The 13,202-nt window shown below is 65.1% G+C and carries 8 protein-coding genes and 1 pseudogene; 2 read left to right on the forward strand and 7 right to left on the reverse strand.

Annotation, left to right across the window (positions count from 1 at the left end; all coding sequences use genetic code 11):
- Positions 1-669: TSUP family transporter (locus AC1P6P_RS01005; protein ID WP_481400569.1), on the forward strand; the 669-nt coding region annotated here is incomplete at its 5' end.
- 47 nt (positions 670-716) lie between these two features.
- Here AC1P6P_RS01005 and AC1P6P_RS01010 read toward each other — a convergent pair.
- From AC1P6P_RS01010 to AC1P6P_RS01020, 3 genes are read right to left on the reverse strand one after another with little or no spacing between them, the layout of a single operon-like run.
- Entirely contained in the window at positions 717-1,811 is a 1,095-nt protein-coding gene (locus tag AC1P6P_RS01010; RefSeq protein WP_481400570.1) for a glycoside hydrolase family 5 protein, read from the reverse strand.
- Positions 1,812-1,824: 13 nt separating this feature from the next.
- Positions 1,825-2,862, reverse strand: a complete 1,038-nt coding sequence (locus tag AC1P6P_RS01015; protein WP_481400571.1) for a glycoside hydrolase family 5 protein — start codon at positions 2,860-2,862, stop codon at positions 1,825-1,827.
- Between the two features lie 13 nt (positions 2,863-2,875).
- A complete protein-coding gene (locus AC1P6P_RS01020) occupies positions 2,876-3,901 on the reverse strand; it encodes a glycoside hydrolase family 5 protein (RefSeq protein ID WP_481400572.1) in 1,026 nt (341 codons plus the stop codon).
- Between the two features lie 198 nt (positions 3,902-4,099).
- Between AC1P6P_RS01020 and AC1P6P_RS01025 the strand changes: the two genes are divergently transcribed.
- The gene (locus AC1P6P_RS01025; protein WP_481400573.1) at positions 4,100-4,666 is read left to right on the forward strand and encodes a hypothetical protein; all 567 of its coding nucleotides are present in this window, start codon (positions 4,100-4,102) and stop codon (positions 4,664-4,666) included.
- Here the strand turns inward: AC1P6P_RS01025 and pbpC are convergent, their stop codons facing one another.
- From pbpC to AC1P6P_RS01045, 4 genes and pseudogenes are all read right to left on the reverse strand, one after another.
- Positions 4,667-6,754: a penicillin-binding protein 1C gene (gene pbpC, locus AC1P6P_RS01030; protein WP_481400574.1), complete on the reverse strand. Its 2,088-nt coding sequence runs from the start codon at positions 6,752-6,754 to the stop codon at positions 4,667-4,669.
- Between the two features lie 316 nt (positions 6,755-7,070).
- Positions 7,071-7,265 carry a hypothetical protein gene (locus AC1P6P_RS01035; RefSeq protein WP_481400575.1) on the reverse strand — a complete coding sequence of 65 codons (195 nt, stop codon included), beginning with the start codon at positions 7,263-7,265 and terminating at the stop codon, positions 7,071-7,073.
- A gap of 2 nt (positions 7,266-7,267) precedes the next feature.
- Positions 7,268-12,172: an alpha-2-macroglobulin family protein gene (locus AC1P6P_RS01040; protein ID WP_481400576.1), complete on the reverse strand. Its 4,905-nt coding sequence runs from the start codon at positions 12,170-12,172 to the stop codon at positions 7,268-7,270.
- Positions 12,173-12,452: 280 nt separating this feature from the next.
- Positions 12,453-13,202, reverse strand: a pseudogene (locus AC1P6P_RS01045) (hypothetical protein); the annotation flags it as partial.

Raw genomic sequence — 13,202 nt, forward strand, 5'->3', positions numbered from 1 at the left:
CCGCCGGTGACGGCGCTCGCCACCAACAAGTTCCAGGCGATCTTCTCGCCGATGAGCGCGGCCTATCACTTCTGGAAGAACGGCCGGCTGCCGATCCTGAAGCGCTGGAAGCCGGCGCTGTTGTCGATGGCGGGCGCGGCATGCGGTGCCGCCAGCCTCACCTTCATCAACCCCGGAGTCCTCAAGCAGATGGTGCCGTTCCTGTTGATCGCGATCTGCGGCTGGCTCTTGATGAGCGATGACCCCGGCAAGACGCCCGGCCCCGCGCGGATCAAATTCGCCACCCTGGCGGTCACGCTGGTGCCGCTGGTGGGTTTCTACGACGGCTTTTTCGGGCCGGGCACCGGGACCTTCTTCGCCATGGGCATGGTCGGGCTCGGCGGCCTCGCGCTCGATCAGGCGACGGTGGAGGCCAAGCTCTACAATTTCATGAGCAACCTCGGCGCCCTGATCTTCTTCCTCTTCACCGGCCACATCGTCTGGATCATCGCCATCGTGATGGCATGCGGCATGGTTACCGGCGGCGCCATCGGCGCCCGGCTGGTGCTGAAGCACGGCACCGGCCTGATCAAGCCGCTCCTGATCGTGATGTCGCTGGCGATGAGTGCGCGCCTGTTGTGGCAGAACGGCACGCTGGCGCAGCTTTGGCGCGCGCTCGGCGGGCATTAAAAAAAATGGCGCGGGAGGGGGAGCCCCGCGCCAGTTACCGCTCAAAACTATTTCGCCGCCACCGGCTGCGGAATCAGCGCGTTGAGGATCGGCTCGACCCATTTGTCGTTCGCGATGTCGTAGACAATGAAATCCTTGTCGAACTGCCAATAAGCCCAGGCGAAGCCGCGCTTCTCGGCGGCGCGGGCCACGGCGTTGGTGTATTTGAGCCGGCTCTCCATCGGCCCGGTCTCATAGGCCCCGAACTCGCCGAGCAGGATCGGTCGGTTCCACTTGTCGCTCCACGCCTTCACGGTGTCGAAGTCCTTGGCGAGGGTGGCGAGATCGGCCTCCGTTCCCCAGGTCTGGCCGGTGAGCTTGTACTGCGACACCCACGGCGAGCCCTGATGGGTGAACTCCATCGGCGAATAGTAGTGATACGTCACGATGATGTGGCGGTCGGCGACCGGCAGCACCAGCTTGTCGAGCTGGCCGAGGCTGTTCCATTGGCCGGGGCCGATGACGACATTGCGCACCGGGTTGGAGGCGCGGATGATCGGCAGGGTCTGCTTGATCTGGTCGTTCCACATCTCGGGCGTGAACGCCTCATGCGGCTCGTTGAGGACTTCGAACATCAGGCGCGCCGGCGCATCCTTGTAGCGCGGTGCCACTTGCGCCCAGAACGCATTCAGCTTCTGGCGGCAGGCCCAGGTGTCCTGGCTGCAGTAATTGTAATCGTGCTCGTCGAGGATGACGGTAAGCCCGGCATCCAACGCGGCGTCGACCATCGTGTCGAGGCGGTTGAGATAGCCGGTCTCGAGCACGTAATAGTCGTCCATGTGGCCCATGGCGTTGAGCACGATGCGCACCGTGCCGAAGCCGGCCGCCTTGATCTTCTTGAACAGCTCGGGCTTGAAGCGCGCCTTAGCCGGATCGGTCCAGCCCGGGTCTTCGCTCAACACATTCACGCCCGGTCCCATCTGGCCAAGCTGAACGAAGGCGTCGAGGCCGGCAAAGCCCGATTGATACGCCGGCAGAACGACCGGCGCAGCGACCGGCTGCACCACGGGAACCGGCGCGGGCTTGGCCTTGGGCGCGGCGACACCGGCGGTGGTGGCGAGCATCAGGGCTGCGGCGAGCGCCACAGTCGATTTCAGCAGCATGGATCGTCTCCGGTTATTTGGTTTTGTCCGCGGGCGGAATGAGGGCGTTGAGGATCGGCTCGACCCAGGTGTTGGTCTTGAAGTCGTAGGCGATGAAGTCGCTGTCGAGCTGCCAATAGGCCCAGGCGAAGCCGTATTTCTCGGCATAGCGCGCCACCGCAGCCGTCCACTTGGCGCGGCTTTCCATCGGGCCTTTGTCATAGGCGCCGAACTCGCCGAGATAGATCGGCCGCTTGTTGGCGTCGCTCCAGGTCTTGGCGATGTAGAGTTCCTCTTCCATCACCTGGTATTCCGACTTGGTGCCCCAGGTGATGCCGAGATCGGTGTTGACCGCATCCCAGGCGGCGCCCTGGTGGGTGAAGGGCCGCGGCAAGTAATAGTGCAGCACCGCGATGATGTGATGGTCGTCTTCCGGCAGCTTCAGCCACGGCAGGCCTTCGAGATTGTTCCAGTACGGCCCGCCGATCAGCACGTTGCGGGTCGGATTGGTGGCGCGCACCACGGCGAGGAATTCGCGACTGAGCGATTGCCAGACGTCCGGCGTCACCGCGCCGTTGGGCTCGTTGAGGAGCTCGAACACCAGCTTGTTGGGCGCGTCCTTGAAGTGCGGCGCCAGCTGGCCCCACACCGCCTTGACCTTGGTGCGGCAATCGTCGACCGACTTGGCGCACAGATTATAGTCATGCTCGTCGAGCACGACGGTAAGGCCCTGCTTCAGCGCCGCATCGACCATGACGTCGAGGGTCGCCAGCCATTTCGGATCAAGCTTGTCGGCGGCATCGAGATGGACAAACGTCTGCAGCACGATGCGCACGTTGGAGAAGCCGGCGTCGTGGATGGTCTTGAACATCGCCGGCGTGAAGCGGCCCTTGTTGGGATCGGCCCACACCGGATCGTAGCCGAGCACGTTGACGCCGCGTTTCATCTCGGCAACTTGGGCGAAGGGATCGATCGGCGCGAACGCCGGCAGCGGGGCCGTTTTGGGCGCGGCAAATCCCGCCAGGCTCGTCATCAGGAAAGCGGCTGCAGCGAAAGTCCTGGACAGTCTCATCGGGTTTCTCCTGTCAGGGTTTGGTTGGAATGAGGGCGTTCTTGATCGGCTCGACGAAGCCGGGCTTGGCGTAGTCCCAGAGCACGAAATTGCCGTCGAACTGCCACCACGCCCAGGCAAAGCCGCGCGCTTCGGCGGCCTCGCGCACCGCGATCGTCCACTTGACGCGATCGCTCATCGCCGCCTGATCGTAGGGGCCGAACTCGCCGAGGAAGATCGGGCGGTCATGGGCGCTCGCCCACGCCTTCACCAGATCGAATTTGGCGTTGAGGAATTTGTATTCCTCGGGCGTGCCCCAAGTGACGCCGGACATGGCCGCCAGCCGCGGCCCCGCCCATGACGCGCCCTGATGGGTGAATTCCATCGGCAGGTAATAATGGAAGGTGACGATGATGTGCCGGTCGGCTTCGGGCAATTGCAAGAGCGGCAGCGAGTCGAGCCCGTTCCAGTTGGCCGGCCCGACGATCACGTTGCGGGTCGGGTTGGTGGTGCGGATGATCGCCAGCGTCTCGGCGAGCTGCCTGTTCCAGGCGTCGGGCGTCAGGACACCGTGCGGCTCATTCAGCACCTCGAACATCACCCGGTTGGAGGCGTCCTTGTAGCGCGGCGCGATCTGCTGCCAGAACTGATTGAGCTTGGCACCGCACGCCGCCGCATCCTTGGCGCAGAATTCAAAATCGTGCTCGTCGAGAATGACCACCAAACCGGCATCAAGCGCTGCTTTCACGAACACGTCGAGCTGAGCGAGATAGCTTTCCGGCAGCTTGCCGTCGGCGTCTTCGAAGCGGAAGGCCTGCAGCACGATGCGGACATTCTTGAAACCGCCGGCACGGATGGCCTGGAAATGCTGCGGCGTGAAGCGCCACTGGCTGGCGTTGTCCCAGCCCGGATCGTAGCCGAGCACATTGACGCCGCCGCCCATCGCCGCTTGTTCGGCTGCGGCATCGATCGGGGTGAACGGCTCGCCGAAGCCGGTCCCGGCAAACGCAAATCCTGCCATGGCCAGCAACGCGGCCGCGGCCGATACGATCTTTTTCACGAAAATTCCTCCCGGTGCGGCGGTGTTCCGCCTTTCTGGCAAGGGTAATGACAGCGCTTACGGCGGGTCAAGGCGCAACGCTGCAACGATTCCGCTCGAAAGCGCTTTCCGTGACCGGATGCGGCGAACTGTCTGGACTGTGCGCTACGCGGAATCGGTACCCTCGCGGCGTAATCAGGGCGCCTGGGGGGAGACGTCATGCGGCCAGGGATCGTTGTTGCGGTGTTGACGATGGCGGTGAACGGCGCCGACGGTTCGGTTGTCGCCGCCGAAGAACCGGCTCCGGCGGCCGTGGCCCAGCAGGCGGGCCAATGGGAAGGCCGCACCAGCATCACCGCCTTCGTGGCGAATTCGAACGTCTTTGCGGTGATGTCGGATAAGGCGCGCCTGCACCTGCCGCTCGTCACGGCCACCATGAATAAGGAAGAGACGACCGAAACCGTCATCAAGGCGTGCTGGTCGGAGGCGACGGCGGCGGCCAACGCGGTGCCAGACCCGGTGGTCGTGCTCGCCGCGCTGCACCGCGAGTTTGCCGATATTCCCTGCATCGAGCCCGATCACCCGGCGACCGTAGCGATCCTGCAGTGCGACTTCGGCGGCGGCATCACGGCAATCCGCAGTCTCTCGGTGGGTTCGAACACCCCCACGGGCTTCGAAATCGCCGACGAGATGATGCTGAAGCGCGGCGACACCGGTCCGGTCGTCCTGCACTGGCGCATCGCCACGAAGGTGACCTGGATCGGACCGGACTGCGAGGAGCCGTAACTATTTCTCGCGTTTGAAGCGGACCGTGGCGGTGTCGCTGCGGCCGTCGGCGTCGACCACGGTGATGCGGGCGTTGCCTTCGCCTTGCGGCAGATAGAGCGCCGGCTGGAAGCGGTCGAAGCTGCCGATCAGAAGGCCGTTGACCAGCCAGGTGAGCGGGCCTTTGCCGCCGTCGGCCTTCAAGAGAATGGTCTTGTCGGCATCTTTGGGGCCGGGCAACGGGATCACGGTGCCGTTGGGCGGATAGGTGATGGACGGCGGCGGCAGCGGCGCGGCGGTCTCCACCGGCTGCTCGGTGGTGCGGGTGAAGACGCGCAAAGACGGCGGCAAGGCGTCGGTGGTTTCGGCGAGAATGGTGCCGGTCGGCGGGATCGGCGCCGGCGCTTTGTCGGCCGGGAGTAGCCCGAAAGTCTTCAACAGCAGCGGCGCAGCGGTATCGACACCGACCTTGCCCGGACGCGGCGTGCCGTCCGCCCGACCGACCCAGACCCCGACCGTGTAGTCGTTGGAGAAGCCGGCGCACCACGCATCGCGGAAACCGTAGGAGGTGCCGGTTTTGAAACCGATGGTGCGCCCCCGTGCCAGCCCCTCGCCCATCGCCCAGCCTTCGGGCAGCGACACGCCGGTCAAAATCTGGCGCAGGTAATAGGCCGCCACCGGTCCGAACAGGCGATGCGCCGGGGCATCGGGCGTGCCCTCCACCAGCCTTAAGCCCCGCGCCTCGCCGCCATTGGCGATGCCCGCGTACAGCATGGTGAGATCGGCCGGCGAAATGCCGAGGCCGCCGAGCGCGAACGCCGGATTGGGCGCGGTATCGGCGGTGGGAAAATAGAGTTTGGCGCCGGCGTTCTGCAGCGCCAGCGTGAAGGCCAAGGGCCCGACCCGTTCCAGCACCGCCACCGCGGGCACGTTGAGCGACATGCGCAAGGCGTCGCGGGCGGTGACCTGGCCCTGGAAGTCGCCGGCAAAATCGCGCGGTGCGTAATCGCCGAAATTCATCGGCGCATCTTCCATCATGGTGGAGGGATGCAGGATCAGATCGTCGAATGCGAGCCCGTAGATGAAGGGCTTCAACGCCGAACCGGGCGAGCGTGGACTGCGGGCAAGATCGATCTGCCCGGCCTTGCCCCAGTAATTGGTGCCGCCGACCCAGGCGACGACATTGCGCGTCTTGTTCTCCACCACAACGATGGCGGTGGTGGCGCCGTCGCCCATATAGCGCACTTCCTGCGCCGCCATCTGTTCCACCGCGACCTGCACATCGGCATCGAGGGTGGTGACGATGCGGGTGGCATTGCTGCCATGCGCCAGACGTTCGGCAAGATGGGGCGCGATCAGCGGCATTGCCTGACGGGCGAACGGCACGCCTTCCTTGCGCGCGATGGCGGCGTCCGAGGCGGTGACGATGCCTTCCGACACCATGCGCGCCAGCACCTTGTCGCGGCCCTTGAGCGCCGCGATGGCATGGCGGTCGGGGCGCTGCTTCACCGGCGATTGCGGCAGCGCGACGAGCAGCGCCGCCTGGGCGAGATCGATCTGGTTGGCGGGCTTGCCGAAATACGACAGCGAAGCGGCGCGCACGCCCTCCAGATTGCCGCCGAACGGGGCGAGCGTCAGATAGAAGGAGAGGATTTCATCCTTGGAATAGCGCTCCTCCAACTGGTAGGCGCGGATCATCTGGAACAGCTTGGTGAAGATCCCGCGTTTCTTTGGCGGTTCCAAGAGGCGCGCCACCTGCATGGTCAGGGTCGAGCCACCCGATACCACATGGCCCGCCCCGAACCACTGCTTTGCCGCCCGCGCCATGGCGAAGAGATCGACGCCGGCATGGTCGTCGAAGCGCTTGTCCTCATAGGTTTTCAGCATGGCGAGATAACGAGGCGAAACCTCGCTCGCCTGCGTGCGCATCCGCCATGCGCCGTCTTCGGTGAGGAAGGCGCGCAACAGCACACCATGCCGGTCGACCACTTCGGGCGACACCCGCGCAATCTTATCCATCGGCGGCGGATTGGCGACATCCGCAATCGCCAGCGCCGAGGCGAGGCCGATCAATGAAAAGAGGACGATGGTGACACGATTCAACCGCATCACCCGACCTCCCCCGCGCGTCCACATTCCTCCCCCGCGGAGTCGAACTTGGGTAGCCGCACCCCATCAGAATGGCGGGGGAAGTGCCGAACGAAGAGAGGCGGAGGGGGGACCGGCACAGCGTCCGCGACACGCCCCCCTCCGTCTGCTTCGCAGACACCTCCCCCGCTATGTCGAGATCGTGCGGCGCAATTATCTGCACGCCGCGGGGTAGGAAAGAGCGGACGCAACAGGCCGCCAAATCTGGCACCCTCGCTCCGCGCCTCCGCGTCTCCGCGTGCCACCACTGATAGTCCCAGACGCAACAAATCCGCCTCTACTTCGGCCGTCCTGCCGCGACGATCAGGAACATTCCGACCACCGCCACCGCCACCGCGATCACCACCACCAGCGGGCTTTCCACCAGCCCCGGAAAAACGAAGTGCAGCAGCCCCATCACGCCGGCGACGACGAACCACCACACGGCGCCGAGCGCGAAGAAGCGTGGACCACCGAACTCGCGTTTCGCCATGCCTATCTGCCCAACGGTTTGATGATCACGGTGCGTGCTGCGGTGCGCGCCGCAATGCCCGGCGCATACATGTCTTCGGCCGACGCGCCCGGCAGCACGAAACTGCCGACCGCCACCGCCCGCACCACATAAGCGATGCGGAAGCCCGGCTGGACCTCACCCGCCTTGGCGCCGTAGTCGTAACGCGAGCCGAGGGTGAAGGCGCCGACGAAGCGGTCGTCGCGTTTGTCGCCCACCGCGAGATCGGTCAGCGTGCCGGCGACGGCATAGGGTTTGCCCTCTTCGCCCTTCAGCACCTGCTCGATTTCGAAGCCGGCCGGGAGCAGATCGATGACGCCGATCTGGCGCGCGAAGTTGTTGGGCAGCCGTCCCGTCAACACGATCACGATGCGATCGTTCTGATGCACATTGGCAAGATCGGCCGGCGAGCCCGACAGCGTCCACGCCGTTTTTTCCAGCGTCAGCCCATTGGAGGCGGCGGGTAGCGGCGCGACAGGCGTGCCCTGCACCGACACCGTCCGCCACACCGGCGCATCGCCCTTGTTGACGAGCGTGAGCCCCGCCTGCAGCTGGCCAAAGTTCGGCGTCAGCCGGATCGCGCCGTTGCGCGGGTTTGCCGGCGCACCATTAACGAGGATGTTCAGTTTGGTGCGCTGTTTGGAGAGTTCATAGGCGGCGCGCAGCATCCACGCCTTTTCCTGGGTCGTGGTCCAGTTGAGGCGCATGTCGATGCCTTCCACTTTCGACAGGAAGGCGGGGATCAGTTGCCCCATGTTGCTTTCTGCCGCCAAGGCGAGGGCCGCCGAAACGTCGCGCAGATACGAGCCGTAAACGCCGCCGGGATATTTCGGGTTCGGCTTGAAGGCGATATCGCGGGCGCGGTTGAAGGCATAGGCGGTGCGCGAGCGATCGCCCACTTCGGCCGCCGCCGCACCGGTCAAAGCCGCGGCGATGACGGTGTTCCATTCCGGCCCACGCGTGTCGGAGAAGTAGCGCAAATCCGAAACATTCACCTGCCCCGCCCGCGCCAACAGATAGAACGCATAGGCGCGGCTGGCGTCGTCGTGGCTGGAGGAGGACGCCGTGCGTTTCAGCCAAGCCGTACCGCGGCGCAAGGCATCGTTTGGCACTACGAAGCCTTTGTCTTTTGCCTGCATCAGGAAATCCATCGCGTAGGCGCTGATCCACGGCTCGGCATCGGAGCCCGGACCCCACATGCCGAAATTGCCGCCCGGATTCTGCATGTCGAGCACGGCATCCACCGCCTGCTGCTCGCGCTCCCGCAACGCCTGATCCTTGGGCAGGCCGGCGAGATCGGCCATGTCGTTGAAGACGAGCAACGGCATCGCCCGCGATGTCGTCTGCTCGATGCAGCCATAGGGATACTTGTCGAGCCACTTCAACAAGCCCGGCACGTTGGCAAAGCCGTGCGCCGCCGAAACCGTCAGTGCCACCGTCTGCGAGCCCGGCACCAGATCGCCGACCAGCTTGGCGTTGGCGACGAAGCTGCCGTTCGCCGGCAAGGGTTGGATGTCCTCGCGCGCCACGTCGAGCTGGGCGGGACGCACTTCGATGCCCCAGGAGTGGGTGACGGCAAAGCCGCCCGGTCCGGTCAGCTTCAGCGTGACAGTGGCGACACCGAGGCCTTTGCCGGAGACTTCCACCGGCACCAGCACGCGCTGGCCGTGAGCGAGGACCTGCTTGATGACGGCATGGCCGTTGCCGGCGACGCCGACCGGACCGTTGGCCGAAATCTCGGCGGTGTATTCGCCGCTTCGGCCGTCGACATTGTCGAGATTGAGCGCGACTTGCGCCTTATCGCCCGGTGCCAGGAAGCGCGGCAGCACCAGATCGGCCACCACCTGATCGCGCACCGTCAGCGGCCGGTCGGCATGGCCGATCTTGCCCGCCGAAACCGCGACCGCCATCAGCCGCAGTTCGCCATTGAAGTCCGGAACGTCCACCGGGATGTTGGCGAGACCGTTGGCGCCCACTCGCACCAGACCGGAATACAGCGCCACCGTCTTCACCGGCACCACCGCCAGCGAGCGGCCGCCGAACATGTCGCCGCCTTCGCGCATCGGCCCGACCGCGCCCTTTTCGGGTTTGATCAGGCGGCCGTAATCGTCGCGCATTTCGACTCCGAGCCGGCGCTTGCCGAAGTAATAGCTGTTCGGATCGGGCGAATGGAAATCGGTGAGCTGCAGAATGCCCTCGTCGACCGCCGCCAGGGTCAGGAACGCCTGCTCGCCGCTCGCCAGCCCCTTCACCGTCACCGGGATCATAACATGCTGGCGCGGCAGGATCTGCTTCGGCCCGCCGATGGTGGTCCACAGCGTGCGCGGACCGTTGTCGAGCGCCAGCCAGACGAGCCCCACCGAGCGCACTGCTTCATGACCCGAGGCATCGCCCAGGGGACGGTAATCGCTGACCAGCACATAGGCGCCCGCGCCCCAATCGGCCGACACCGGAATGTCGATAGTCGCGCCCCCGGCCGGGGCATCGACGGTCTTCGACAGGAAGATCTTGTCGGACGCCACCACCACCAGCGCCTTGCCATTGGCGGTCGGCTTGATGCGGACATGGGCGGTTTCGCCGGCGCGATAGGTCGGCTTGTCGGCGGCGACCGGAATGCGGTCGGGCCGGTCGCCGGCACTCGAAGCCGCCCAGCCGGAGTAATAGCGGAACGACGTGGAGGCGCCCGATTTGGGATCGCTCAGCGTCAGCCGATAGGTGCCCCACGCCATCGCCTGGCCCAGCTTCACCGGCGCACTCGCACCGAGCTTGACGGTGCCGGAGGTGATAAGCCGGTCGCGGGTGACCGACTTGTACTTCCAATTGCCGTTGTCCTGGTACCATTGATACGACGTGTCTTCGCGCACCCAGGAATAGGTCACGCCGGCAACGTCGATGCGATTGCCCAAAGCATCGAGCGCCACCACCTGGAAGTTGGCGCGCTGGCCTTCGCCGATGCTGTTGCCGTCGAACTCGGGCCTTATGCCGATCAGGACCGGATGATTGAGCACCGGAATTTCAGTCGTTTTCGCGGTGGTGCGCCCGCCGGGCTCGTGAATGGCAACACGAATACGCGCCCGCAGCGGCAGCGTCGTTTCGGCCAATTCGCTGAGCGTACCGGTGACGTTGGTGACGCCCGCCGCGTCGGTCGGCGGCACTTTCAGCTGCACATCGACATCGGAGAAATGATCGTCCATGCGGCCGAACTGCCAGCCGCGATAGGCCTCGAACGGCGTCGGATCGACGGTGATGCGCGCTTCGCCCTCGCCCGTCAGCCCGCTCGCCGGCGCGCCGTAGAGGAAGCGGCTTTCGGCCTTGACCTTGATCTCGTCCCCCGGCTTGACCGCCTTGGTTTCGGCGGTGAGCGTGACCTTCAGCTTTTGCGGCACGAAATCCTGGACGTCGAACTGCACCCGCCCGATCGCCGGGGCGTCCTTGGAGGTGTCGACATAGGCCGCGATCTGCCAGCGCCCGTGCGGCGCGCTTGACGACAGCGGCAGCTTCCACGCCGCAGCGCCGGCTTGCAGGCTGGCGCCGGGGATCGTCACGCGGCCGACTTCGAGCCCATCGGGGCGCGTCGCCACCAGCGTCAGCGGCGCATTGGACACCGCCGCACCGACGCGGTCGCGCAGCATCGCGGTCAGATCAACGGTTTCGCCGCCGCGATAGACGCCGCGCTCGGTGTAAAGGAACGCATCGAGCGGCCCCGGCACGTCGCGCCCCGACACGCCACGGTCGGTGAGATCGAACGCGGAGCGGCGCAAATCGATGAAGGAGAAATCGCCGCCGTCGCCATAGGCCATCACCACTACCGGCTCGTCGCCGCCATGGGCGCGCATCAGCCCGGCATCGAAATCGGCGCGGCCGTCGCCATCGGTCTTGACGGTGGCGAGTTCGTTGTTGTTGCGCGCCACCAGCGTCAGCTTGACGCCCGACAGCGGCTTGGCGCTGGAATAGGAGCGCACGAACACGCTGAGCCCGCCATTGCCCTTGAAGGTGGTCAGCGACATGTCGGAATCGACCACCCACTGCACCGCCATCTGGTTGGAATCGAATTCCTCTTCGCCGTCGGCATTGACCTCTGGCTTCTTGGCGGCGTCGGAGGCAATCAGCACATAGGCGCCCGCTTTGCGGTTCTTGAGCAGGGTGTCGATCGGAATCTGGGTCACCACCGTGTCGTTCTTGACGTTGGTGATGTCCATGGTGCCCTGCCAGACGAGCGAGCCCTGGTTGTTCTCGATCTCCTTGGCGCCCCAGGAATACAGCGTCGTCTCGTCGACGCTGCCCGATTCGATCTGCGACAACAGCCGGTCGCCGACGCGGATCAGCTTGATCTTGACCTTGCTGACATTGACCGTGGTCAGCGGCACGCCCTTCATGTTGAGACGCGGCAGGATGATGCCGCCGGAGAACTGCACGATCGCGGGCTTGTCGCGCAGCTCGACCGGAATGGTTTCGGCTTCCAACAATTTGTCGCCCGCGGCCGAGGGCAGCCCAGCCTTCAAGGTGACATTGTAGGTCTTGGCGAAATCGAGCCCGGCGAGGCACAGCCGCTTGTCGACGACGCGCAAGGCGACGCGCGTATCGGGATCGATCGCGATGTAATCCTTGTAGTTGGTATGACCCGTGGCATCGAGCGATCGGGTGAAAACGATGCAGGCTTCGGCTTGCGGCTTCGACGTATCCACATCGACCATGCGGAAGGCGAAGCCGTCGCCAGCTTCGGCTTTGGTGCTGACGGTGGAGGAGACTTCATCCAAACCGCCGGCGATGCGATCGAGCAGACCGCCGCCGTGTTTGGAACCCAAAACGTAGAGCGTGATGACGACCGCGAGAACCAGCGTGACCAGCGCGCCGCCGCCAATGAGAAGCCACTTACGATACTGCCCCATACCGCATCCCCAGCCTGACCCACAGCAACACTACCAAGGGTTTAGGAGGCTGAATAGGCGTGGGGGACGGGGGAATCGACATTTGTCTTTCCTCCCCCGCGGTGTCGAGAAGGCGACGATGTACGCTGTGAGAATAGCGGGGGAGGTGCCGAGCCCTCGCGAGGCGGAGGGGGAATCTTCGGTACCGGAACGGCCCCCTCCGTCTCGCTTCGCGATCCACCTCCCCCGCTATTGATCCAACGTACCCGCTCACCGTACGGAGCACCGCGGGGGAGGAAAGCTATTTCTTCGCCTTCGGACACTCGATCCGGCTGTTGCGAAACTGACAAATCCGTTCGATGGCGCCGTGACGGTCATAGACATCCAGCCGCCACCCCGCCTCCACGCGCGTCATCAGCACGAAGCCGAAGCCGCCGATGGACAGCCCGTCCTTGACCGAGACACCTGAGGCGCCCTGGAAAATGGCGCCGCGTAAGGCTTCGGGGGTCTCGTCCAGCGTGTCGCCCCCGAAGCCGGCCACCAGTTGCGGTGGCACATGCGTGTCAGACGCGTAATTGATCGCCTCGAAGGTATGGATGTGCCCCGACAGCATCAACTCCACCGCCACCGGAATGCCGCCCTCGCCGACCGCCGCGATCAGCGTCTTGTTGCCACCGACCGGGACATTGAGCGGCCCGGAAATCAGGCCCCAGATCGGCCGGTGCATGATCCACCAGGTCGGCGCTTTCTCGCTGGCCAGCCCCGCGATCTCGGCGCGATAGACCGGCACCGAGGGTTCGACCACCGACGTTTCGGGCGCATCGGCATCGTCGCCCACGACGAGATTGAGCGCGGCGAATGGAATCGAATAGGGCGGCAGGTGGTCGGCGCACGCCGCCTTGGGATCGAACGCGGCCGGACCGAGCAACCGCAAGAAGCCAAGCCCGGCCCGCTGGCAGTCTTCGTGATTGCCGCGCACGATCACCCACGGCGCCACCGCCAGCAGCGGTTTGGCGGGGGCAAAGAAATCGGCATCCCAGGTCGGCCAGTT

The organism is Rhizomicrobium sp. (assembly GCF_056722145.1).